At 59.8% G+C, this 23,629-nt stretch carries 24 protein-coding genes and 1 tRNA gene; 10 read left to right on the forward strand and 15 right to left on the reverse strand.

Going from position 1 to position 23,629, the window contains the following annotated elements; genetic code table 11:
• Window positions 1–9 precede the first annotated feature (9 nt).
• The 4 genes from AC5I5B_RS07535 to AC5I5B_RS07550 form a co-directional block, all read right to left on the reverse strand.
• A complete protein-coding gene (locus AC5I5B_RS07535; protein ID WP_495752608.1) occupies window positions 10–1,035 on the reverse strand; it encodes a DNA polymerase III subunit delta' in 1,026 nt (341 codons plus the stop codon).
• Window positions 1,028–1,702, reverse strand: coding sequence for a dTMP kinase (gene tmk, locus AC5I5B_RS07540; protein ID WP_495752342.1), 675 nt, complete (start codon window positions 1,700–1,702; stop codon window positions 1,028–1,030). Before tmk ends, AC5I5B_RS07535 begins: the two co-directional genes overlap by 8 nt.
• 135 nt (window positions 1,703–1,837) lie before the next feature.
• Window positions 1,838–3,010 (reverse strand): D-alanyl-D-alanine carboxypeptidase family protein, encoded by a 1,173-nt coding sequence (locus tag AC5I5B_RS07545; protein ID WP_111834359.1) that lies wholly within the window; start codon window positions 3,008–3,010, stop codon window positions 1,838–1,840.
• A gap of 75 nt (window positions 3,011–3,085) precedes the next feature.
• On the reverse strand, window positions 3,086–4,174 hold the full coding sequence (locus tag AC5I5B_RS07550; RefSeq protein ID WP_003502732.1) for a septal ring lytic transglycosylase RlpA family protein: 1,089 nt from the start codon (window positions 4,172–4,174) through the stop codon (window positions 3,086–3,088).
• A 315-nt stretch (window positions 4,175–4,489) separates the two neighbouring features.
• Here AC5I5B_RS07550 and AC5I5B_RS07555 point away from each other — a divergent pair, with 315 nt between their 5' ends.
• The gene (locus AC5I5B_RS07555; RefSeq protein ID WP_003502734.1) at window positions 4,490–4,828 is read left to right on the forward strand and encodes a hypothetical protein; all 339 of its coding nucleotides are present in this window, start codon (window positions 4,490–4,492) and stop codon (window positions 4,826–4,828) included.
• 131 nt (window positions 4,829–4,959) lie between these two features.
• On the opposite strand, the gene AC5I5B_RS07560 is transcribed toward AC5I5B_RS07555, so the two are convergent.
• The 4 genes from AC5I5B_RS07560 to AC5I5B_RS07575 all read right to left on the reverse strand — a co-directional run bounded on the left by AC5I5B_RS07560 (window position 4,960) and on the right by AC5I5B_RS07575 (window position 6,138).
• A tRNA-Ser gene (locus AC5I5B_RS07560) sits at window positions 4,960–5,049 on the reverse strand.
• An 88-nt stretch (window positions 5,050–5,137) separates the two neighbouring features.
• A complete protein-coding gene (locus tag AC5I5B_RS07565; protein WP_003502736.1) occupies window positions 5,138–5,290 on the reverse strand; it encodes a hypothetical protein in 153 nt (50 codons plus the stop codon).
• Window positions 5,291–5,631: 341 nt separating this feature from the next.
• Window positions 5,632–5,859, reverse strand: a complete 228-nt coding sequence (locus AC5I5B_RS07570) for a hypothetical protein (RefSeq protein WP_111834360.1) — start codon at window positions 5,857–5,859, stop codon at window positions 5,632–5,634.
• Window positions 5,860–5,874: 15 nt separating this feature from the next.
• Entirely contained in the window at window positions 5,875–6,138 is a 264-nt protein-coding gene (locus AC5I5B_RS07575; RefSeq protein WP_003502742.1) for a hypothetical protein, read from the reverse strand.
• A gap of 137 nt (window positions 6,139–6,275) precedes the next feature.
• On the opposite strand from AC5I5B_RS07575, the gene AC5I5B_RS07580 reads away from it, so the two are divergent.
• The 3 genes from AC5I5B_RS07580 (at window position 6,276) to AC5I5B_RS07590 (ending at window position 8,959) form a co-directional block, all read left to right on the forward strand.
• A complete protein-coding gene (locus tag AC5I5B_RS07580) occupies window positions 6,276–6,995 on the forward strand; it encodes a hypothetical protein (protein ID WP_060725001.1) in 720 nt (239 codons plus the stop codon).
• 138 nt (window positions 6,996–7,133) lie between these two features.
• Complete coding sequence (locus tag AC5I5B_RS07585; RefSeq protein ID WP_080570138.1) at window positions 7,134–8,615, forward strand: D-alanyl-D-alanine carboxypeptidase family protein; 1,482 nt, start codon at window positions 7,134–7,136, stop codon at window positions 8,613–8,615.
• An 83-nt stretch (window positions 8,616–8,698) separates the two neighbouring features.
• On the forward strand, window positions 8,699–8,959 hold the full coding sequence (locus tag AC5I5B_RS07590) for a hypothetical protein (RefSeq protein ID WP_003502750.1): 261 nt from the start codon (window positions 8,699–8,701) through the stop codon (window positions 8,957–8,959).
• Window positions 8,960–9,054: 95 nt separating this feature from the next.
• Here AC5I5B_RS07590 and gyrA read toward each other — a convergent pair whose 3' ends face one another.
• The gene (gene gyrA / locus AC5I5B_RS07595; RefSeq protein WP_060724999.1) at window positions 9,055–11,847 is read right to left on the reverse strand and encodes a DNA gyrase subunit A; all 2,793 of its coding nucleotides are present in this window, start codon (window positions 11,845–11,847) and stop codon (window positions 9,055–9,057) included.
• Between the two features lie 217 nt (window positions 11,848–12,064).
• Between gyrA and AC5I5B_RS07600 the strand changes: the two genes are divergently transcribed.
• Window positions 12,065–12,694 (forward strand): MarC family protein, encoded by a 630-nt coding sequence (locus tag AC5I5B_RS07600; protein ID WP_003502754.1) that lies wholly within the window; start codon window positions 12,065–12,067, stop codon window positions 12,692–12,694.
• 126 nt (window positions 12,695–12,820) lie between these two features.
• Window positions 12,821–13,969: a CBS domain-containing protein gene (locus tag AC5I5B_RS07605; RefSeq protein WP_003502756.1), complete on the forward strand. Its 1,149-nt coding sequence runs from the start codon at window positions 12,821–12,823 to the stop codon at window positions 13,967–13,969.
• Window positions 13,970–14,023: 54 nt separating this feature from the next.
• Here the strand turns inward: AC5I5B_RS07605 and AC5I5B_RS07610 are convergent, their stop codons facing one another.
• Window positions 14,024–14,287 carry a hypothetical protein gene (locus AC5I5B_RS07610; protein ID WP_223564850.1) on the reverse strand — a complete coding sequence of 88 codons (264 nt, stop codon included), beginning with the start codon at window positions 14,285–14,287 and terminating at the stop codon, window positions 14,024–14,026.
• A 33-nt stretch (window positions 14,288–14,320) separates the two neighbouring features.
• Complete coding sequence (locus AC5I5B_RS07615) at window positions 14,321–14,905, reverse strand: single-stranded DNA-binding protein (protein ID WP_161974070.1); 585 nt, start codon at window positions 14,903–14,905, stop codon at window positions 14,321–14,323.
• A gap of 264 nt (window positions 14,906–15,169) precedes the next feature.
• Between AC5I5B_RS07615 and uvrA the strand changes: the two genes are divergently transcribed.
• Window positions 15,170–18,091 (forward strand): excinuclease ABC subunit UvrA, encoded by a 2,922-nt coding sequence (uvrA, locus tag AC5I5B_RS07620; protein ID WP_111834361.1) that lies wholly within the window; start codon window positions 15,170–15,172, stop codon window positions 18,089–18,091.
• A 56-nt stretch (window positions 18,092–18,147) separates the two neighbouring features.
• Window positions 18,148–18,948: a DUF72 domain-containing protein gene (locus tag AC5I5B_RS07625; protein WP_060726210.1), complete on the forward strand. Its 801-nt coding sequence runs from the start codon at window positions 18,148–18,150 to the stop codon at window positions 18,946–18,948.
• Between the two features lie 6 nt (window positions 18,949–18,954).
• Here AC5I5B_RS07625 and dusA read toward each other — a convergent pair whose 3' ends face one another.
• Window positions 18,955–19,965: a tRNA dihydrouridine(20/20a) synthase DusA gene (gene dusA / locus AC5I5B_RS07630; protein WP_112958565.1), complete on the reverse strand. Its 1,011-nt coding sequence runs from the start codon at window positions 19,963–19,965 to the stop codon at window positions 18,955–18,957.
• A gap of 137 nt (window positions 19,966–20,102) precedes the next feature.
• Here dusA and AC5I5B_RS07635 point away from each other — a divergent pair, with 137 nt between their 5' ends.
• Together AC5I5B_RS07635 and AC5I5B_RS07640 are read left to right on the forward strand one after the other, a co-directional pair.
• The gene (locus AC5I5B_RS07635; RefSeq protein WP_111834410.1) at window positions 20,103–20,792 is read left to right on the forward strand and encodes a fumarylacetoacetate hydrolase family protein; all 690 of its coding nucleotides are present in this window, start codon (window positions 20,103–20,105) and stop codon (window positions 20,790–20,792) included.
• Window positions 20,793–20,828: 36 nt separating this feature from the next.
• Window positions 20,829–21,362, forward strand: coding sequence for a gamma carbonic anhydrase family protein (locus AC5I5B_RS07640; protein ID WP_111834411.1), 534 nt, complete (start codon window positions 20,829–20,831; stop codon window positions 21,360–21,362).
• 36 nt (window positions 21,363–21,398) lie between these two features.
• Here the strand turns inward: AC5I5B_RS07640 and zur are convergent, their stop codons facing one another.
• Genes zur through znuC form a run of 3 tightly spaced genes read right to left on the reverse strand, consistent with a single transcriptional unit; the run spans window position 21,399 to window position 23,546 of the window.
• Window positions 21,399–21,812: a zinc uptake transcriptional repressor Zur gene (zur, locus tag AC5I5B_RS07645; protein WP_003502775.1), complete on the reverse strand. Its 414-nt coding sequence runs from the start codon at window positions 21,810–21,812 to the stop codon at window positions 21,399–21,401.
• On the reverse strand, window positions 21,809–22,627 hold the full coding sequence (gene znuB / locus AC5I5B_RS07650; protein ID WP_111834412.1) for a zinc ABC transporter permease subunit ZnuB: 819 nt from the start codon (window positions 22,625–22,627) through the stop codon (window positions 21,809–21,811). The genes zur and znuB overlap by 4 nt, the downstream gene beginning before the upstream one ends.
• A complete protein-coding gene (znuC, locus tag AC5I5B_RS07655; RefSeq protein WP_111834413.1) occupies window positions 22,620–23,546 on the reverse strand; it encodes a zinc ABC transporter ATP-binding protein ZnuC in 927 nt (308 codons plus the stop codon). The genes znuB and znuC overlap by 8 nt, the downstream gene beginning before the upstream one ends.
• Window positions 23,547–23,629 lie beyond the last annotated feature (83 nt).

The following is a 23,629-nucleotide window of genomic DNA, read 5'->3' on the forward strand; positions in this document are numbered from 1 at the left end:
TCCCGGCACCTAAACCGAACGGATATCTTCCAGAATGGAGAGCACCATCTGCTTCTTGTCGAGATTATAGGCCTGCGCCACGGTAATGCGTTCCGAAAGCGCCGAGGAAAGCCGCGCATGCTTTTCCGCCGCCGCGATATCGCCTGCCACCGCCGCTGCCCGTGCGCGCTCCATCAGCTCTTCCGTCACATGCTCCATGAAGAAGCCGAGGACGATGTCGCCGTCCTTCTGCGCGAGAATCTCGGCAAGCTTGTGCATCTGCTTGCGCGCGCCCGGCCCTTCGGCTCCCATGACCTCGGCAAAGGCCTCGACGATGTCCGAGCCGCCGTAATTCAGCAGCTTGAGCGCCTGCGCGACGCTGCCCTTGGAGGCGGCAAGCAGGGCGTCGCGTTTTTCACCCGATGGGCTGATGCCGAGATGATCGAGCGATTGCACCATGGCCGCGTCGGAAAGCGGCAGGAGCCTGAGCGGCATGCAGCGCGAGCGGATGGTCGGCAGCAATTTTCCCGGCGCGTGCGACAGGACGAGGAACATCGCCCGCTTTGGCGGCTCCTCCAGTATTTTGAGGATCGCATTCGCGGCATTGCGGTTGAGATCGTCGGCGGGATCGATGATGACGATGCGCCAGTTGCCGGTGCCCGAGGTCTGCGAAAAGAAGTGCCCTGCCCGCCGCACCTCGTCCACGGTGATGGCTGATTTCACGCGGCCGGTCTTTTCGTCCACCGGACGGGTGAGATGCAGGAGATTATGCGAGGCGCCTGCGGTGATCTGCCGGCTGACCAGCGATTGCGGATCGGGATCGGCAAGAAAATCCGGCGCCAGCAACGGATCGGGATGGCTGAGCACATGATTGGCAAAACGGAAGGCAAGCGTCGCCTTGCCGATCCCCTCCGGCCCCTCGATCAGAATGGCGTGATGGCCCTTGCCGGAGCGATAGGATTGCGTGAGAAACGCTTCCGCCTCGTCATGGCCAAAAAGCTTCGTGTTCTGCTGCGGTGCAATCGCGCCGTCGAGAACGCCCTGAACCTCACTCATGCGCCGCGCCCGCTGCTGTTCCCAGCTGTTCAAGCAAAGGCTCGACGAAGGACAGGACATCCTCCGCCACCTTTCCTTCCGGCTGGTCGGCATTGACAATTCGGCAGCGACGCGGTTCGGCGAGCGCAATATCCAGATAGGCTTCCCGCCGCTTCTCGTGGGTTTCGATTTCCTCTTTCTCGAACCGATCAGGCGCAGCGCCCTCATCCGCACGCTTTCTGGCGCGGGCGAGCCCCTTTTCGGCGGCGATATCGAAAATCAGTGTCAGTTCGGGCACGACGCCGTCAATCGCGATGCGTTGCAGGGTTTCGATGAAGTCCGGCTCCAGATTGCCGGTCGTGCCCTGATAAACGCGAGAAGAATCGAGAAACCGGTCGCAGAGGACGATCTCGCCGCGCGCGAGCGCCGGGCGAATGACCTCTTCGACATGGTCGTTGCGGGCAGCCGCAAACAGGATTGCTTCCATGCGCACGCCGAAGGATTCGGCCGCACCCGACAGGATCACATGCCGGACAGCCTCCGCACCCGGCGAGCCACCCGGCTCACGCGTCACGACCACCTCGAAACCACGGCCGCGAAGCGCCTCTGCAAGCATGCGAATCTGCGTCGACTTGCCGGCGCCTTCGCCGCCTTCGAAGCTGATGAACAATCCGGTCTTTTCGGCCAATGTCACGTCCTGCACAGGTTTTCTGGAATTCGAAATGCCTGTTTACAGCATCGAACCGAAATGTGTGAAGCGCTTTTCAGAAAAACCGGTGCCTGAACAAAAGCATAGGAACAAGGCGGTGCGTGGAGCAGGCTTTCAGAGCCAGAACAGCAGCAGTTCCTTCAGCGCACCCGTTGCATTCTGGGTAAGCGATCCCTTGCCGACCGCCGCCTTCGTATAAAGCGGAACCTCCCGCAACAGGCGCTCACCCGAAAAAATCCTGAGCGTTCCGGCATTTGCGCCAACGTCCAAAGGTGCATTCAGCGGCCAGCGATAGACGATTCGTCCGGAAATACGCTCCGGATTATTGACCGGCACCAGCACGCTGACATCTTCCTTCGGCGAAAGATCGATATGCGCGACATCGCCGCCATAGACGCTGACCGACCCGACAGCCTCGTCCTTGCTGAAAAGATGGCGTTTCTCAAAGGCCGTCAGGCCCCAGTCCACCACCCGGCGGGCTTCTTCCTGCCGCGTCTTGTCGTCCACGATGCCTGAAAGCGCCAAATAGACCCGGCGGCCTTCCCTCTCGGCCGAGACGACGGCGGCAAAACCGCTGCCTTCGGCAAAACCAAGCCCGAGACCATCGATACCGCTGCCCGGCATCAACAGCGTGTTTTTATTGCGCTGGAAAATCCGGTTCCATTCGAAATCCGGCTTGGTGAAGAGCCCGTAACGGTCGGGATAGGTGTCATGCAGATGCTGGGCAAGGCGCACCATGTCCCTGGCCGTCGTCTGGTTGTCGGGATCGGGAAGCCCCGTGGAATTAGTAAAGGTGCTGCGGCTCATGCCAAGTTCGCCCGCCCGCGCCGTCATGCGCTTGGCAAAGGCGGCGTCCGAGCCCGTCATGCCTTCGGCGATGACAATGCAGCCATCATTGGCGTTCTGGACGATGATGCCGGTCAAGAGATCATTGATGCTGACGGAGGATTTCAACGCCGCGAACATGGTCGAGGTGCGCGACGGCGCACCGCCCGTGCGCCAGGCATATTCCGACACTGGATAAGCGGTCTCAGGCGTCACCTGCCCCTTGGACAGCGCATCCAGCACCACCTCCACCGTCATCAGCTTGGCGAGCGATGCAGGTGGAAAAGGCTGATTCTCATTCTGCGAAAGAAGCACCGTTCCCGTTTCGGCATCGATCATATAGGCCTGTTCGGCCTTGGCGATGAAGGGGGCTGTCTGTGATTGCGCCGGGCCTGCACTGAAAAACGCAAGCGCAGCCGCCGTGACGACCGAACAATAGGAGCGATGAATGGCCTTGCGCATGAAACCGCCCAGTCCTGCCTGCCGCAACCGGCTGCCCGCGATAAAGGCGAGAGGCCGGCCGTATCCTTCAATCCGTCAGCGCGACTTCGCCTGCTGACGCTTCACATGGGCGAGTATCGATTGCTCATTGAGCGCGCCACGATCGACGAGCACGCTGTCAAAGGCGCTCGCGGTCCTGGAAACCGTAGCAGATTCTTCGGAATAGGCCGCGGCAAATTTGGAAGACGGCGTCGGCACGCGCAGATAATTGCCGCCGGGGGCAGCCGGCTCACGCATGAAATTGCCTTCCGGACGCTCGGCCAGGATAGGGCCGATTTCCGGCAGGATCGAGAATTGTTCGAAAACCGGCGCCGGGCCATTGACCAGCGGCATGGCCTGAAGCGCCGCATTCTTCTTGGAACCGACGAGCGCCGTCTGGGTAGAGCCGCCATAATTCGGGTTGGAGGTGGGCGCGGGAACGAAATTCGGAGAGGCCGAAGCCACCATCACGCCCGTTGCGATCTGCCCTTCCGGTGCTACACCCGGCGAACGCGATCCCTTCGGAATGTAAGATGCCATCAGATAGGGCATGTCGTGACCGTCAAGCGGTGCGCGGCCGGCATATTGCACCCGCACATTCGCCGTTCCAGTGGCCTTCATGTCCAGAAGATCGGCCGTCTTGCTGGAAACGTCGATCAGGCGGCCTTCATGGAACGGTCCGCGATCGTTGACGCGCACGAGAACCGAAGCGCCATTCTCCATGTTGGTGATGCGCGCGTAGCTCGGCAGGGGAAATGTCGGATGTGCGGCAGAAAGATGTTCTTTGTCGTAGACTTCGCCATTGGCGGTCAGGCGACCATGAAAGGCGGAACCGTACCAGGAAGCAAGACCGGTCTTGTTGTAACCCGGCTCTTCCTTCGGGAAATAACGGCGGCCCTTGACGGTATAGGCATTGCCGACCAGCTCGCGCCCGCCGCCCTTGGGAATGCTTTTGCCATCGGCCACACGCGGGCTGGCTTTGACGCCATATTCGGATTCGGAAAAATATTCCTTGCTGCGCTTGGGTTTAGGCTTGGTCTCGGACGTCGTGGAACACGATGCAGTCGCAGCGCAAAGCACGGAAATTGCGAGCCACTTCACGCCCGACCTGGCGTTGATGCCGAGTTTCTTGACCGAAGAATTCAAATCGTCTGCCCCACGCTGCTATTGGCTCGGAGAACCGCACCCTCACTTGCCTCGATAATTGCCCCTGCCATCGAAGCACCTAACAGTCGCTTAATCTTGTGCATAACGTGGCGAAAATGCGAACGACTTCTGCAAATTCGATAAAATTGTAACGAACGTGGTTAATGATTTCTATCTTTTAAGCCCGCCTGTCGGGCCCAATCTACCCACCTCGGCCTCCCTTCCCGACCGCATCCTCAAGGAACAAACGGACGACGACCGCGTTTTCTCCCCGCAAACAACGAGCTTCCGCCGGTTTCGGCTGAGGGAGGAAACATGATCAAGTTTATGAAAACCACAGGTCTGGCGATTGGCATCGCCCTCGTATCCTTCGCCGCACCAATCCCTGCAGGTGCACAGGACATGGAGCTCAGAATCGGCCCTGACGGCGTTCGCCCCGTCATCCGAGATCGTGACCGGGATATGGACCGCCGTGGCCCGCCCCGCATGCGCGGTTGCAGCGAACGCGAAGCCCGTGCCGCTGCCCGTGAGGCAGGTTTACGCGATCCCGAGGTCGTACGCGTCACGCCGGGTCGTGTCGTCGTTGAAGGCTTCACGCGCCGGGGACCGGATCGCATCACCTTCGCGAATGAACGGGGTTGTCCGGAAATCTGATCAAATTAGCCGCTCGGAACCCGCCGAAAGGCGGGTTTCCCATTCACGCCGATCTCCAGCCATTCCAAAGCAAAGCAACGCGATCGAAGCATCCTTCGTCGCTGCTCTTTTAGAATCATTTTCGGACTGAATGGCAGATGGGGTGGGATTCGAACCCACGGTACGCTCTCACGCACGCCGGTTTTCAAGACCGGTTCCTTAAACCACTCGGACACCCATCCATCGGTGGTGAGGCTTTATAGCGGTTTGAAAAAGGCCGTCAATCCCGCCCGGGCGAGCGGCGTCGTCCTTCTCTTTATGGTTGGCAGATCATTGCCCCGGGGTCGTTGCCGGCGGCAGCAGGGATCCGTCGCCTGAAGGTATCGACGGCACCTGCTGGGCCGAATCGAACAGCGTCAGGCTCAAAACAATTGCGATCAGCACTAGCAAAAGCGCCACGAAGAAAATTCCGGATTTATCCATGCGTCTGCTCATGTCACGTTATGTTAAAGGCGAATATGTGCAATTCGAGGCAATGCAAAGAATAAGGGGAAAGTCTGTCAAGTTGTCTTACAGATTTACCGAGCTCATCTTTTGAAAATCTGCTGATTGAACAAAATTTATGCGCGAGCGTACTGTTTGGGTCGGAAGTGGCCTATCGCGTCAGCACTCTTGTCACTTATATCAAGCCATCGCTCCCGGGCATTGCCCAACTTTCCCCGAGCGATCAACCTGCCCCGCCTATTTGCGGGGCTTTTTTTTATTTGCGATCACAGAAGCTGAAGCACGCCCGAGGGGCCGGCTACGCGCCAGACGTCCTCGCTTCAGACGCCGATACCCGGCCCGCCATTGCCCTGCCGGCCGTCGCCGCGAAGAATATCCTCGAACAGGTTCAGCAGAGCGGGCGGCAAGGTGTCTGACAATTCCGCGATGATTTCATTGGCGCGATTATAGGAATAGATGGCGCAGAGTGTGAGCACCAGAAGCAGAATCCACGGCCAGATCGGTTTGCGCCTTTGCGGCGCTCCATCAGGTTGTTGCGGTAAAGTCATGCGGGCACCTCCCGTTCAGGCCTTCACGCGCGGCTCGCCTCCCGGCGCATAGGCGGTTTTCTGCAGGAAACGGAATATATTGCCGCACTGGGCGCAGCGGATCATGAAATCCGTCGGATCGCCCGAGACGCGCTCAGCGCGAAATCCCCTAGGCATTTCATCGATGCGAAAATCGACGTCCCGGCGGCTCTTGTCATCCGATTCCGACGCTTCGGCAAAACCCTGATGACCACATTTGGAACATTCGAGCTTCCGGGAATATCTGTCGCGCGCTGCCATATGCCGTCCTTTGCTTGGTGGTTATCAGGTAGCAGCGGCAAAACATCATTTCAATGCCGATCGCCTCAGGTTAAAGCTTTGCACGGCTATTTCCCGTCCCGGAAAATCATCCGGCGGCCAACCGAATATGGAAGTCCATGAAAGACCAGAAACCCCTGCTTTCATCGTCAGTCATGCTCCGGACCGCCCTCATCGCCGGAATTCTTCTCATCTTTCTCGGCGCGCTCAATGTCGGCATCAAATGGTACGGCGAGCGGATTCTCCAGGCGGGCCATACGACGGCCACCGAGGACGTGGAGATCGTCATCGGCAACGACCGGCTGAAGCTTGCGAAAAACACCCTACGAGCGCCTTCCGAGCGCCTCAGCGGAGAACGCGAACGCGTCGATCTTTATCTAAGCTGGCCGGACCTCAGGGGCTATGAGGATGCGAATCGCTCTGTTTTCGATGATCCGACGCAGGCTGCGGGGTTGATTTTCATCCAGCTTTCGCAAAGCACCATGTCGGAGGATATGTCCGGTCGCTTCGCGCCGATCTATTCACGCCTGACAGAGGGAGAGACGGTGCCGCTGAAGCACGGCCTCGTGCTGCACCGTCTGCGCGCCGATTCCGGCTACGGCAAGGAAGTCATATTGACGGGCGAGCGTGATGGCGGCAACGCCTATGTGGTGCGCTGCCTCCTGCCGCAACCGCCGCAGGAGGCCACTGGCAGCGATTGCCAGAGGGATATTCACACAGGACAGGATCTCAGCCTGTTCTACCGTTTCTCCTCCGCCCTGCTGCCACAATGGCAAAAGCTGGATGCGGATGTGAAAAACTATATCGAGCGACGCCTCGTAAAAGACGGAAATCCGTGACACGGCACGGCACAGATTGTGTGCGAAAAGTCGCATTTTATGGAAGGCAGACACCTTTCATAAACCACTTGGTAACGCCATCCCGATAAAGTTTCGTCTCGGAGCATCGGGCGGGGCGTGTCCGAGCGGAACATAAATATGCGATTGAAGAGTTCAGCAGTGTTGAAAAGTCTATCTGGAGCACATTCGCGCAAAGCGGGTGCAACGTCTTTCGTGAGGTTTATTGCGTTAACCCTTGCTGCGGCGTTCATAACCGCAACATCCGTTCAGACCGCAAAGGCCGACCCGAAATATGCGGGTATCGTCATCGACGCCAAGACCGGCAAGGTCCTCTATGGTGAGGATCCTGACGGCCTGCGTTATCCAGCCTCGCTGACGAAGATGATGACGCTTTACCTGACGTTCGAAGCACTCAATACCGGACGCATCTCGCTTGATTCCAAGGTGCCGGTTTCCGCCAATGCCGCCAAGGAGCCGCCATCCAAGCTCGGCGTGCGCGCCGGCGGCAGCATCACCGTGGAACAGGCTATCCTTGCGCTCGTCACCCGTTCTGCAAATGACATGGCAACCGCGCTCGGCGAATATATCGGCGGCTCGGAAGACCGCTTTGCCAGAATGATGACCGCCAAAGCCCGTGCACTCGGCATGACCCGCACGACCTATCGCAACGCCAACGGCCTGCCCAACACGGCGCAGATGACGACGGCACGCGACCAGGCCCGCCTCGGCGTCGCCCTTCGCCAGCATTTTCCGCAATATTACGGCTATTTCTCCACCCGCACCTTCAACTTCGGCAAGCAGGTTATCGGCAACCATAACCGCCTCGTCGGAACCGTGAAGGGCGTGGATGGCATCAAGACGGGCTACACCCGCGCAGCCGGCAGCAACCTTGCCACGTCGGCGCAGATCGACGGTCGCTCGATCGTCGCTGTCGTTCTCGGCGGCCGTTCGAGTGCTGCCCGTGACGCGACCATGCGCAAGCTTGTTGCTACTTACCTGCCGCAGGCATCGCGCGGCGGCAACAGCAACCTGATCGCGCAGACGCGTTCTGCTCCGGTCGAAGAACCCGTTGCCGTGGCTGCAGCTGTGCCTTCCGTGGCCGTCGCAGCGACCGATTCCGGTCTTCCGCATGCAGGTCCCGTTCCGCAAACCCGTTACGAGGAAGCGCCGGTCACCGCCTTTGCGGGCTCCTCTTCCAATGCAGCCGTCAAGGCCATGGAAGCCGCCACCTGGCAGAAGGGCAAGGATCCGATTGCTCAGGCACCCGCTGCACCGGACCGCAAGTTGATCACCAACTCAACCAAGGTGGACAATATTACCACGGCGTCTGTCGCCTCCGCCCCTTCTGTTTCGGCTCGATCCGAGGCTCCGCAAGGCGGCTGGGTAATCCAGATCGGCGCATCACCGGACGAAAATTCCGCCCGCGGCCTGTTGCAGAACGCGCAGGAAAAAGGCGGCGCGGCATTGCGCTCCGCAAAACCCTTCACGGTCGCCTTCAGCAAGGACGGCTCCCAGATCTACCGCGCCCGTTTCGGCGGCTTTGATGGCCAGAACGCTGCGGTGAATGCATGTAATGTACTGAAAAAGAAAGGCGTCAGCTGCTGGGCGTCACTCCAGTAACTGATGTTTCCGCAGGCGGTGCTTCATTGTCGAAACATCGCCTGTCTCCTCGAATTGTGTAATGAGTAGCGAGGCTTTCCAAGATGGCAGTCAACGAGAATTATTCGGACATTGCGTCTGGCAATGGGCATGGCAGCCTGTCGGTTCTGCATCCCATTCACGAGGCGGCAATGCGTATCGCCGATCTCGGTCTCAACCGTTCCAAGGCAAAAACACGCGATCTCGTGGCGCTGCTTCTGTCGCATGGCGCCCGCGCCTGGCGCTCCAATCAGCCGGAAGCAAACATCCACCTTCATGTCGCGAGCCGTTCGGGTCGCGCTCCGGTCCATATTCGGATTCGCTGAAAATCAAACGTAGCTGATACGACAAAAGAAAAACCCCGCGGAGCCTGAGCACCGCGGGGTTTTTCTTGATTGGTACCCGAAGATGACGAGGCGGCTTACGCCTCGTTCTCCGGTGCCTCCGGCGTATCCGGCAGATCGTCGGCGGCATCTTCGCCATTACCGTTCTCTGCTTCGTCGTCGCCTTCCGGCTCGTTGATGCGCTCCACGGAAACCACCTTCTCATCCTTCGCGGTAGAGAAGATCGTCACACCCTTGGTGGCGCGGCTGGCGATGCGGATGCCGTTGACCGGCACGCGGATGAGCTGCCCGCCATCGGACACCAGCATGATCTGGTCGCCTTCGTCCACGGGGAAGGCCGCAACCAGTTCGCCGATCTCGTTGGTCTTCGAGGTGTCAGTGGCGCGGATACCCTTGCCGCCGCGGCCCGAGGTGCGGAAGTCGTAAGAGGAGGAGCGCTTGCCGAAGCCCTTCACGGAAACCGTCAGCACGAATTCTTCACGTGCCTTCAGTTCCTGATAACGCTCTTCGCTCAGTTCACCCTCTTCCGTCACTTCCTCGCCAACGAGTGCGATATCGTCCTCATCGACGCCTGCGGCACGCCGCTCAGCAGCCGAGCGCTTCAGATAGGCTGCACGCTCCCACGGCTCCGCTTCCACATGCCCGACAATGGTCATGGAGATGATGCGGTCGCCTTCGGCCATGTTGATGCCGCGCACACCGACGGAGTTGCGGCCGGCAAAGACGCGCACATCGTCCACGGGGAAGCGGATGCACTGGCCGAGCGCGGTCGTCAGCAGCACGTCATCGCGGTCCGTACAGGTTTCGACGGAGAGGATTTCATCGCCCTCCTCGTCCAGCTTCATGGCGATCTTGCCATTGCGGTTGACCTGCACGAAATCGCCGAGCTTGTTGCGGCGAACCGTGCCGCGTGTCGTCGAGAACATCACGTCAAGCGTTTCCCAGGTGGTCTCATCCTCGGGCAACGGCATGATGGTGGTGATGCGCTCGCCGGGCTCCAGCGGCAACATGTTGATCAGGGCCTTGCCCTTGGACTGCGGCGTGCCGATCGGCAGACGCCAGACCTTTTCCTTGTAGACGATGCCACGCGAGGAGAAGAACAGTACCGGCGTATGGGTATTGGCAACGAAGAGGCGATTGACGAAATCCTCGTCGCGCGTCGCCATGCCAGAACGGCCCTTGCCGCCGCGACGCTGCGCCCGGTAGGTGGTCAGCGGCACACGCTTGATGTAGCCGAGATGCGAAACGGTGACGACCATGTCTTCGCGGGCGATGAGGTCTTCATCGTCCATGTCGGGGCCGCCCTCGACAATCTCGGAACGACGCGGCGTGCCGAACTCGTTGCGGATCGCGATGAGCTCTTCCGTGACGATCTGCATGATGCGCAGGCGTGACGACAGGATCTCAAGATATTCGCTGATTTCCGCGCCGATCTTGTTCAGCTCGTCGCCGATTTCATCGCGACCAAGTGCGGTGAGGCGGGCAAGGCGCAATTCGAGAATGGCGCGCGCCTGCTCTTCGGAGAGATTGTAGGTGCCGTCTTCATTGATGCGGTGACGCGGATCGTCGATCAGGCGGATCAGGCTTTCCACTTCCTGCGCCGGCCAGCGCCGGGTCATCAACTCCTCGCGGGCCGAAGCCGGATCGGGAGCGTGACGGATAACGCGGATGACCTCATCGATATTGGCGACGGAAATCGCCAGACCGACCAACACATGCGCACGCTCGCGCGCCTTGCGCAGCAGGTACTTCGTGCGGCGGCTGACGACATCCTCGCGGAAGGAGACGAAAGCGCGCAGCATGTCGAGCAGCGTCATCTGTTCCGGCTTGCCGCCGTTCAGCGCCACCATGTTGCAGCCGAAGGAGGTCTGCAGCGGTGTGTAGCGATAAAGCTGGTTCAGGATGACATCGGCATTGGCGTCGCGCTTCAGCTCGATGACGACGCGATAACCCTGGCGGTCGGATTCGTCGCGCAGGTCGGAAATGCCCTCGATGCGCTTTTCCTTGACCAGTTCAGCCATCTTCTCGATCATCGACGACTTGTTCACCTGATAGGGAACTTCGGTGATGATGATCTGCTCGCGGTCGCCACGCATCGGTTCGATGGTCGCGCGGCCGCGCATGATGACCGAACCGCGGCCCGTCTCGTAAGCCGAGCGGATGCCGGAGCGGCCCATGATCAGAGCACCGGTCGGGAAATCCGGGCCGGGAATGATCTGCATCAGTTCGGGCAGCTCGATCGCCGGATTTTCGATCAGCGCGATACAGCCGTCGATGACTTCGGACAGATTGTGCGGCGGAATATTGGTAGCCATGCCGACGGCGATGCCGCCTGCCCCGTTGACCAGGAGGTTCGGGAACTTGGCCGGAATGACGACCGGTTCCTGCAAGGTGCCGTCATAGTTGTCGCGGAAATCGACCGTTTCCTTGTCGAGATCGTCGAGCAGCGAATGGGCGGCCTTTTCCAGACGGCATTCGGTATAACGTTCGGCCGCCGGCGGATCCCCGTCGATGGAGCCGAAGTTACCCTGCCCGTCAATCAGTGGCAGGCGGAGCGACCAGTCCTGCGCCATACGCGCCAGCGCGTCATAAATCGCCGAATTGCCGTGCGGATGGAATTTACCCATCACGTCACCGGTAACGCGGGCGCATTTGACGTATTTCTTGTTCCAGTCGATGCCGAGTTCGGACATGCCGTAAAGAATACGGCGATGAACCGGCTTCAGGCCGTCTCGCACATCGGGAAGCGCGCGGGAAACGATAACGCTCATGGCGTAATCGAGATACGACCGCTGCATTTCCTCCATGATGGAAATCGGTTCAATGCCTGGCGGAAGTTTTCCGCCGCCGGGGGGGCTCTGGTCAGTCAAAACGGATCACATTCTCTGTTAAGAATCGGATGGATTTTTATAGCGGAAACAGCCACGTTAAGCCAATTTCCCGGCGAGTTTTGAACAGTCTTTTGCGTCATTTGCAAGACATACACCGCTTTTCGCCATTTAGGTCAGCAAAAGCGTCGCCACTCCCTTTTAAAGCGATTGCGACTTGCGTAGTCTCACGCGCAAAAAGGCAATAAGCGGGGAAAAAATGGCCAGCAGCGAAACGCTCATCAACGCGCTTACCACACTTCTGGTCACACTCGATCCGCCGGGTCTCGCCCCCGTCTTCCTGGCGCTCACCGCCGGCATGAACCGCGACCAGCGCAGCCAGGTGGCGCTGCGCGGTTCCATCATCGCCTTCGGCATTCTCGCCGTCTTCGCGCTCTTCGGCCTTGCGATCCTCAACCTGCTCGGCATTTCGCTCGGCGCCTTCCGCATCGCCGGCGGCCTTCTGCTGTTCTGGATCTCCTTCGAGATGATTTTCGAGAAGCGCCAGGAACGGAAGGAAAAGACCTCCGAAATCGCCATCACCAAGGACCACCTCCACAATCTGGCGGTCTTTCCGCTGGCGTTGCCCCTGATCGCCGGACCAGGCGCCATTTCCGCCACCGTGCTGCTTGCCGGCTCAATGAAGACCACCGTCGAGATGGTGGTGCTCATCCTGATCCTCGCTTTCGCCATGGCCCTTGTTTATGCCGCGCTCATCGTTTCGGAGCGGATGGACCGCTTTCTCGGCAATACCGGCCGCGCGATCCTTACCCGACTACTCGGCGTTCTGCTTGCGGCGCTTTCCGTGCAATTCGTGGTCGATGGCATAAAATCAGCCTTCGCTTTCTGAGGCGTTTCGCGACACCAGCGCAATAAATTCCCGCCAACCGCTGAAATGCCGGAAAATCCTCCCTTTAAATCCGCCCTCTGCTTCGGCTAAAAGACGCATGTTTTTTCGGATTCGAAAGTTATCTCCATGCGTTCCACGCTGCGTCGCCTCATCCCGGATGCCGCACCCGTCAGCAACAGGGAAAGGCTGCGCTCCGCAACCGGCGCCTTTGTCGGCATCCTGCTGACCGGCCTTTTGGGAAGTCTCGCTCTCCGTTTCGATCCCACCCTGCCAGCCATGATCGCGCCGATGGGCGCTTCGGCCGTGCTTTTGTTTGCCGTGCCCTCCAGCCCGCTGGCGCAGCCATGGTCGATCCTCTGCGGCAACCTCGTTTCGGCTTTCGTTGGTGTGACCGTGGCGCTGTTGGTTCCGGATTTGTTTCTTGCCAGCGCGCTCGCCATCAGCCTCGCCATCGCCGCCATGATGGCGCTGCGCTGCCTGCACCCGCCAAGCGGTGCTGTCGCACTGACTGCCGTCCTCGGCGGCCCTGCCGTGCACAGCCTCGGCTATGGTTTCCTGCTGTGGCCGGTCGCCGGAAACTCGCTGATCCTTCTTGCTTTGGCCCTCGCCTATAACAATGCCACCGGTCGCGCCTATCCGCACGGCCTGAAGCTCGGCAAGGCCGCCCACGGCACCACGGATCCGACACCCATCCAGAAAATCGGCTTTTCCTCCACCGATCTCGACGAAGTGCTGAAGGAATATGACGAGTTCATCGATATCGACCGCGATGCGCTGGAAACCATCCTGCGCAGGACCGAGTTGCGTTCCTACCGGCGTCGCGCGCTGCATCTCGATTGCGAAAGCGTCATGTCGCGGGACGTGGTCGGCGTTGCTCCTGACGACAGCCTGCGCCACGCCCATGCGCTGATGCACAGCCATCATTTCAAGGCGCTGCCCGTCACCAATGACAGGGCCGAAATCGTCGGCATCGTCACCCAGACGGACTTTCTGGAAAAGGCGAGCTGGAGAAACGGTCGTCCCTCCATCGGTTTCCTGCAGCGGCTGCGCCTCATCCTGTCCGGCGCAAGCGCACCCAATGATACGGTCAAGGACATCATGACATCACCGGTGAAAACCGTGCGACCGGAAACCTCCATCGAGGAAGCCATCATCCGCTTTGCGGAGGAAGGGTTGCATTATCTGCCGGTGATCGATGCCAGGGGCAAGATGGTGGGCATCGTGTCGCAATCCGATGTCATGGTCGCGATGCTGGCGGACAAAGTCGCGGCATAGCTTGCCGCGACGTGGAAGTATCCTCCTCTCAGGAGGAACCGGCAAAGCCTGAAGTCAGCGTCTCGCCTTCAGCAGGCGCTGCCACAGCGTGCCGCCGAAGAACCGACCGAGCACGACAAAATAGGCGATGATCAGCGCGAAGGCGATAAAGGCGGGCGCGCCGTTGAGGGCAAAACCTTCAGGCGTTCGCCCACCCGCGACCGTCGCGACCAGAAATCCGGCGGCGAAAAACGCCGTCCAGAAATCGAGGAAAAAAGCGAGAATGATGCGCCAGGTGGCGGGCTGTTTCGGCTGCACGGTTTCGTCAGTCAAGCTCACCTCCTGTCACGCGTTTCTGGATCCACCGTCCGATCAGAACGGGATGTCGTCGTCCATGTCATTGGAGAAGCCGCCGGAGGGCTGGCTGCCGCCACGGGCAGAGCCGCCGCGCGACGAGGGCTGCTGGTCGTAACCGCCGCCATAGCTGGAGCCGCCGCCGCTGCCATAATCGTTGCCGCCGCCGAAATCGCCACCGCCGCTGCGGGCAGCACCGCCGCCCTCGCCGCGACCGTCAAGCATGGTCAGCGTGGAGTTGAAGCCCTGCAGCACGATTTCGGTGGAGTAACGGTCGTTACCGGTCTGGTCCTGCCATTTGCGGGTCTGCAGCTGGCCTTCGATATAGAGCTTGGCGCCCTTCTTGACATATTGCTCGACGACCTTGCACAGGCCTTCGTTGAAAACCACGACGGTGTGCCATTCGGTCTTTTCCTTGCGCTCGCCGCTGTTGCGGTCACGCCAGGTCTCCGAGGTGGCGATGCGCAGGTTGGCGATGGGGCGGCCATCCTGCGTCCGGCGGATTTCGGGATCAGCGCCCACGTTCCCGATCAGAATTACCTTGTTTACGCTACCAGCCATCTCGTCATCCTGTCCGCCGGCCATCATGACCGGCAATTGCATTTCAAAAAATTTGCCACACAATAGCTGCCGCCGCCCGCAAAGGGCACCGCAAGCATGGAACTATCCACAAAGAATAATCTTAAGCTGCGGGAGCGGACATTCGCGCTTGCATTTCGTTCCTTTTTTGTTCTATTAAATCGCAGATTTCGAGTCAAGCTTTCCGAAAAGCTGCGACCGAGAGGGAATAGACCTCGACACACCCGGCTGCGTCACTACATAAGGACGCGCTGCCATCAAGCCTGTTATTTTTGTCCGAGCCTTGTCATGAGTGAACTGAAGACGATTTCCATCCGTGGCGCCCGCGAGCATAACCTCAAGGGCATCGATCTGGATTTGCCGCGCAACAAGCTGATCGTCATGACCGGCCTTTCCGGCTCGGGCAAGTCTTCGCTTGCCTTCGATACGATCTATGCCGAAGGCCAGCGCCGTTATGTCGAAAGCCTCTCGGCCTATGCGCGCCAGTTCTTGGAGATGATGCAGAAGCCGGATGTCGACCAGATCGACGGCCTGTCGCCGGCAATCTCCATCGAGCAGAAGACCACCTCGCGCAACCCGCGCTCCACGGTCGGCACGGTCACCGAGATCTACGATTATATGCGCCTTCTCTTCGCGCGTGTCGGTGTCCCCTATTCGCCAGCCACCGGCCTGCCGATCGAAAGCCAGACGGTCAGCCAGATGGTCGATCGCATTCTCGCTTTCGAGGAAGGTACGCGTCTTTATATTCTTGCGCCGATAGTCCGCGGCCGCAAAGGCGAATATAAGAAGGAACTCGCCGATCTGATGAAGAAGGGCTTCCAGCGCGTCAAGGTGGATGGCCAGTTCTACGAAATCGCCGACGTTCCTGCTCTCGACAAGAAATACAAGCACGACATCGACGTGGTGGTCGATCGCGCCGTCGTGCGCCCGGACATGGCAGCACGCCTTGCCGATAGTCTCGAGACCTGCCTCAAGCTCGCCGACGGGCTGGCGATTGCGGAATTTGCTGACAAGCCCCTGCCGCCGGAAGAAACCGCCGCCGGCGGTTCCGCCAACAAATCGCTCAACGAGACCCATGAGCGGGTGCTGTTTTCGGAAAAATTCGCCTGCCCCGTTTCCGGCTTCACCATTCCGGAAATCGAGCCGCGGCTTTTCTCCTTCAACAACCCCTTCGGCGCCTGCCCGAGCTGTGACGGTCTCGGCTCGCAGCAGAAGGTGGATGAAAACCTCATCGTGCCGGAGCCCGCCCGCACGCTGCGCGACGGCGCGATTGCGCCCTGGGCCAAATCCTCCTCGCCCTATTATAACCAGACGCTGGAAGCGCTCGGCAAGGCCTTCGGCTTCAAGCTCTCCAGCAAATGGTCCGATCTTTCGAAGGACGCACAGAACGCCATCCTGCAGGGCACCGAGGAAAAGATCGAATTCAACTACCAGGACGGCGCCCGCTCCTACAAGACGGTGAAGAATTTCGAAGGCATCGTGCCCAATCTCGAGCGTCGCTGGAAAGAGACCGACAGCGCCTGGGCGCGTGAGGAAATCGAACGCTACATGTCGGCGGCCCCCTGCCCGGCCTGCGCCGGTTATCGCCTGAAGCCGGAAGCGCTCGCCGTCAAGATCAACAAGCTGCATATTGGTGAAGTCACCGAAATGTCGATCCGCATGGCGCGCGACTGGTTTGAAGTGCTGCCGGAAAGCCTCAACGCCAAGCAGAACGAAATCGCGGTCCGAATCCTCAAGGAAATCCGTGAGCGCCTGCGCTTCCTCAACGATGTCGGGCTGGATTATCTCAGCCTGTCGCGCAATTCCGGCACGCTTTCCGGCGGTGAAAGCCAGCGTATCCGTCTGGCCTCGCAGATCGGCTCGGGCCTCACGGGCGTTCTCTATGTTCTCGACGAGCCCTCGATCGGCCTGCATCAGCGCGATAATGCCCGTCTACTCGATACGCTGAAACATCTGCGCGATATCGGCAATACGGTCATCGTGGTCGAACATGATGAGGACGCCATTCTGACGGCGGATTACGTGGTCGATATCGGCCCGGCCGCCGGCATTCATGGCGGTCAGGTGATTGCCGAAGGATCACCGCAGGAGGTGATGGCCAATCCGAAATCGCTGACCGGCAAATATCTTTCGGGCGAACTCGGCGTCGCCGTGCCGGCTGAGCGTCGCAAGCCCAAGAAGGGCCGCGAAATCAAGGTGTTTGGCGCGCGCGGCAACAACCTGAAGAATGTCACGGCAGCTGTGCCGCTCGGTGTTTTCACTGCCGTAACCGGCGTTTCGGGCGGCGGCAAATCCACATTCCTGATCGAGACGCTTTATAAATCGGCGGCGCGCCGGGTGATGGGTGCGCGCGAAATCCCGGCCGAGCACGACCGCATCGATGGTTTCGAATTCATCGACAAGGTGATCGATATCGACCAGTCGCCGATTGGCCGCACGCCGCGTTCCAACCCGGCCACCTATACCGGTGCGTTCACGCCGATCCGCGACTGGTTCGCCGGTCTGCCGGAAGCCAAGGCGCGCGGTTACGCGCCGGGCCGTTTCTCCTTCAACGTCAAGGGCGGCCGCTGCGAGGCCTGCCAGGGTGACGGCGTCATCAAGATCGAGATGCACTTCCTGCCTGACGTTTACGTCACCTGCGATGTCTGCCACGGCAAGCGTTATAATCGCGAAACGCTGGACGTTACCTTCAAGGGCAAATCCATCGCCGATGTGCTGGATATGACGGTGGAGGAAGGTGTGGAATTCTTCGCCGCCGTGCCGGCTGTGCGCGACAAGCTGCAATCGCTCTTCGATGTCGGCCTCGGTTATATCAAGGTCGGCCAGCAGGCCAATACCCTCTCCGGTGGCGAAGCGCAGCGCGTCAAGCTCGCCAAGGAACTGTCCAAGCGCTCCACCGGTCGCACGCTCTACATTCTCGACGAGCCGACGACCGGCCTGCATTTCCACGATGTCAACAAGCTGCTCGAAATGCTGCATGCGCTGGTGGAACAGGGTAATTCCGTCGTGGTGATCGAGCACAATCTCGAAGTCATCAAGACGGCGGACTGGATCATCGATATCGGGCCTGAGGGCGGCACGGGCGGCGGCGAAGTGGTGGCGACCGGTACGCCGGAAGACATCGTGAAAGTCGAGCGTTCCTATACCGGTCACTTCCTGAAGGAGCTTCTGGAGCGCCGGCCGGCCGGAAAACGGGAGGCTGCGGAGTAATCCGCAGCTTTCGTCGCAAAGGTTCGAAAGGCCGAAGGCCGGAGGAGGAACAGCATATGTCGACATCAGGCACGATCCGCACCGGTATCGGCGGCTGGACCTTCGAGCCCTGGGAAGGCACGTTTTACCCCGAAAAATTGCCGAAGAAGCGCCAATTGGAGCACGCCAGCCGGCAGCTCACGGCCATTGAGGTGAACGGCACCTATTACAGCAGCCAGAAACCGGAGACCTTCGCCAAATGGGCTTCCGAAGTGCCCGAGGATTTCGTCTTCTCGCTAAAGGCAAGCCGCTTTGTCACCAACCGCAGGGTTCTGGCCGAAGCCGGTGAATCGATGACGAAGTTCCTGACGCAGGGGCTGACCGAACTCGGATCCCATCTCGGTCCCATCCTCTGGCAATTCGCACCGACGAAAAAATTCGACGCGGAGGATTTCGGCGCATTTTTGTCCCTGTTACCTGAGAAGCAGGACGGTATTCGTCTTCGCCATGTCGTCGAGGTGCGCAACCCGACATTTCAGGTTCCGGAATTCATCGATCTTCTCGCCAAGCACAAGGTCGCCGTCGTCTGCGCCGACCATCATGACTATCCGATGCTGCCTGACGTGACGGCCGATTTCGTCTATTGCCGCCTGCAGAAGGGCGAGGACGACATCAAGACCTGTTATCCGAAAAAAGAAATCGACCACTGGGCCGAGCGGGTAAAGACCTATGCCAAGGGCGGCATGCCGGACGATCTACCGCTGATCGCCGCCGAGCGAAAAGTCGAAAAGACACCGCGCGACGTCTTCGCCTTCTTCATCACCGGCGGCAAGGTCAATGCGCCCAATGGTGCGCAGGAACTGCAAAAGGCGGTCTGAGCGCTTTCAGCCCGCCATTTCTTTCGTCGGGCTGAAATCTATGGCCGCGAAAGCGGCCTCGATCACCTCCGGGCCAGCCCCCGGCCGGGTGGCATCGCTGGAGAGGATTTGCCGGAAACGGCGCGCGCCGGGCATGCCCTGAAACAGTCCGACCATATGGCGAGTGACGTGGTTGAGACGTCCACCCGCGGCGATATAGTCGGCGGCATAGGCCATCATGGCGTCACGCAGCGCCATCCAGTCCGGCTGCCGGGCCTCTTCGCCATAGATGCGATGGTCGACATCGGCAAGGATGGACGTGTTATGATAGGCCGCCCGGCCGAGCATCACACCATCCATATGTTGGAGGTGCCCGCTCGCCTGATCGAGATCGGCGATACCGCCATTGATGCCGATAAAGACGTCAGGGTTTTCCCGCTTCATGCGATAGACGAGATCATAATCTAGCGGCGGCACTTCGCGGTTTTCCTTCGGCGAAAGCCCTTGCAGCCAGGCTTTTCGCGCATGAACCCAGACGGCGTCCGCGCCTGCCGCAACAACCCGCTTCAGAAAATCCGGCAGAACCGCTTCCGGCTGCTGATCATCCACGCCGATCCGGCATTTCACCGTAACCGGCACGCGGGCGACAGCCTTCATTGCCGAGACACATTGCGCCACCACATCAGGCTCGCGCATCAGGCATGCACCAAAGGTACCAGATTGCACCCGATCCGAGGGACAGCCGACATTGAGATTGATCTCATCATAGGCGTAGTCCCCGGCGATCCTCACCGCCTCGGCAAGCTTGGCCGGATCAGACCCACCAAGCTGCAGCGCGACGGGATGTTCCTGAGGGTGATAGCCGAGCAGCCTGTCACGCTGACCATGGATAATGGCGTCGGCGACGATCATTTCGGTATAAAGCAGCGCACGCTTCGACAATTGCCGGTGCAGAAATCTGCACCTCGTGTCGGTCCAGTCGATCATGGGGGCAACGGCGAAGATTTTTTCGCCGCTTGCAAGCGCTTGTCTGTACATGGATTAACCTCTTTGCGGCGGCTTCTACAGCAAAGGACCGTAAAAAGCCAGTTTTGCAGGCAGGGTCATTTTGAACTGGAAATCGCCCCGGAATTGCGGGACAAGAATTGCACCCAAAAAGACGACAGGAAATCCACATGGCCGCCACCGTCATCCCCGCTCCGAAACCCGTTCTCCTGCCCGTTGAAGGCACGGACGCCCTGTTCCCCGTACGGCGGGTCTATTGTGTCGGCCGCAATTATGCCGATCACGCCATAGAGATGGGCCACGATCCTTCGCGCGAGCCGCCCTTTTATTTCCAGAAAAACCCGGACAATCTGCTGCCATCAGGACGGGATTTCCCCTATCCGCCGCTGTCATCCAACGTACATTACGAAGTCGAATGCGTCGTGGTGCTGAAAAGCGGCGGCGCTGATATTCCGGCGGACGAGGCGCTGAACCATGTCTGGGGTTACGCCGTCGGCATAGACATGACCCGTCGGGATCTTCAGGACGGTCTTAAGAAGATGGGGCGTTCCTGGGAAGGCGCGAAGGCTTTCGAATATTCCGCGCCGATTTCGGCCATCGTCCCCGCAGACAAGATCGGCTATCCCGCTACCGGTGCGATCTGGCTCGACGTCAATGGCGAACGCAAGCAGACGGGCGACCTCGCCCAGATGATCTGGAAAGTGCCGGAAGTGATTGCCGAGCTTTCCAAGCTGTTCACGCTTGCCGCCGGTGACGTCATCATGACCGGCACGCCGGCCGGCGTCGGCCCCATCGTGCGCGGCGACCGGATCGAATGCGGCGTCGAGGGTGTCGGCACACTTGCCGTGACGGTTGCCTGACCGCAGTCAGAAAAAACCAAAAGGGAGGACACCACCATGCCGCTTTACCGCCTTGCCGACCGGGTGCCGCAGACCCCTGCCCCGGATAGCTACTGGGTAGCGCCCGACGCCAATGTCATCGGCTCGGTCACGCTCGGCGATGATGTCGGCATCTGGTTCGGCGCAACGCTGCGCGGCGATAACGAGCCGATCAGCGTCGGGCGCGGCACCAATATTCAGGAAGGCGTGATGGTGCACAGTGATCCCGGCTTTGCCGCTGTCATCGGCGAAATGTGCACCATCGGCCACCACGCCATCGTACATGGCTGCACCATCGGCGATAATTCGCTCATCGGCATGGGGGCGACGATCCTGAACGGCGCAAAGATCGGCCGCAACTGCCTCGTTGGCGCCAATGCGCTGGTGACGGAGGGCAAGGAATTCCCGGACAATTCCCTGATTGTCGGCTCGCCGGCGCGCGCCATCCGGACGCTGGACGATGAAGCCGTCGCAGGGCTCCGCCGCTCGGCGGAAAAATACATCGAAAACTGGAAGCGTTTTTCGAAGGATCTGGCGATCGTCGAGGGATAGGAAACGGCGGGCATCCACGCCCGCCCCGCCTCGAGACTAAGCCGAGCAGGCGGCGCAGAGACCGCGAATTTCAATGGTTGTCTTTTCCGCCTTGAACTTGCTGTCCTTTACCCAGCGCTCAAGGCGGTGGTCGATCTCATGATCGTGAAACTCCGTCACCTGCCCGCAGGATTCGCAGATGGCGAAAGCGACAGTCCCATGGTGGTGCGAGCAGCACTCCGCCTGCGTATGGGTGCAGGCAACAAAGGCGTTGAGGCTCTCAAGCCGGTGCACGAGACCAAATTCCACCAGCTTTTCCAGCGCCCGGTAAACCTGCAGCGGCGCGCGAAAACCATCGTCGCGCAGCTTGTCGAGAATCATATAGGCGCTGAGCGGCTGATGCGCGTTTGAGAGAGCATTCATGACCAGCGACTGGTTCTTGGTGAGGTTCTGCTGGGTCTGCACATTCATGACTTGCCTCCTTCATCCGCGGCGCGGGAAAAACCCGGCGCCGGCAACAGGCTTATAACGAAGAGGATCACCGCGGCAACCACGATGGAAGGGCCGGACGGCGTATCGTAGGTGAGCGAGCCGAACAGGCCGCCGACAACGGCAACAGCACCGATCAGCGAAGCCACCACCGCCATCACCTCAGGCGTCGCGGAAAAACGTCTGGCGGTCGCCGCCGGTATGATGAGCAGCGAGGTAATGAGCATGATGCCGACCACCTTCATGGCAATGGCGATCACCAGCGCCATCAAGAGCGTAAAGATCAGCTTCGCGCGCTCCGGGTTCAACCCCTCGGCCTCAGCCAATTCTGTATTGACGGTGGAGGCGAGCAGCGACCGCCACAGGAAGACCATGGAAACGATGACCACCAGTCCACCGCCCCAGATCAGGGCGATATCGCTGCGGGTGACGGCGAGAATATCGCCGAACAGGAAGGAGACGAGGTCGATACGCACCCAGCTCATGAAAGCGACGATGACAAGACCGATCGCCAGCGCCGAATGGGACAATATGCCAAGTAGTGCATCGGAGGAGAGAGCCTGCCGGCGTTGCAGGAAAATCAAAAGGATCGAAACGGCCGATGCCACCAGAAAAACGCTGACGATGAGGTTGAGTTGCAACAGCAGCGACAGCGCGACGCCGAGCAGCGCCGAATGGGCCATCGTATCACCGAAGTAGGCCATGCGCCGCCAGACGACGAAACAGCCGAGAGGACCGGCAGTGAGCGCGACGCCGATACCGGCGACCATGGCGCGAATGAAGAAATCGTCAAACATGGCGCTCTCCCTGCCGCTGGCTGGAGGAAATATGATCCTCATGCTCATGCTCATGCTGGTGGCCGCAGCCGCATTCGCCATGGTCGTCATGATGGCGGCCATGGTCATGCATATGGTGGTGGCCATCCTCGGGGTGGCAATGATCGGTTACGGAACCATCCGCATGCTGCACCCGGCCATCGGGCAAATGGGTATGATCGTGATGGTGGCTATAGACGGCAAGCGCCTTGGCTGCCGAGCCGCCGAACAGCCGCATATATTCCGGGCTCTGGCTCACCGCCTGTGGCGTGCCCCGGCAGCAGACATGGCCGTTCAGGCATATGACGGTGTCGGTTTCCGCCATCACCACATGCAGATCATGCGAGATTAACAGAATTCCGCAATTATTTGAATTTCTGATATTTTTTATCAGATCATAGAGAGCTATCTCGCCGGAGAAATCGACGCCCTGCACGGGCTCGTCAAGAACCAGCAGATCGGGCTTGCGGGCGATGGCGCGGGCCAGGAGCGCGCGCTGGAACTCGCCGCCAGAAAGGTGCTGGACCTCGGCGTTGGCGAGATGCGCAATGCCAGTCGCATTCAGCGCCGCGTCGATTTCACGGGCTGGCAGCGGCCCGGTCAGCGTCATCAGCCGGCGCACCGAAAGCGGCATGGTCCAATCAACGGAGAGCTTCTGCGGCACATAACCAACCCTCAGACCGACAATGCGCGAGACCTCGCCCTCGGTCGGCTTCACCACACCGATCGCCATTTTTGCGCTCGTTGATTTGCCGGAACCGTTCGGCCCGATCAGCGTGACGATCTCGCCTTTGCTGACGGAAAACTCCACGCCGCGCACCAGCCAGCGGCCGTTGCGCTGCACGCCGGCATTGGCAAGGGAAACCAGTATCTCGTTGCCCCGATGGGCGGAATGAAGCATGGGATTGTCCGTTCGGCGATGTTGCTTACCGCTATTGCATACGTTATAGAGTAACGCAATAAATGTAATAACATAACTATACT

This window comes from Agrobacterium sp. (assembly GCF_059499945.1).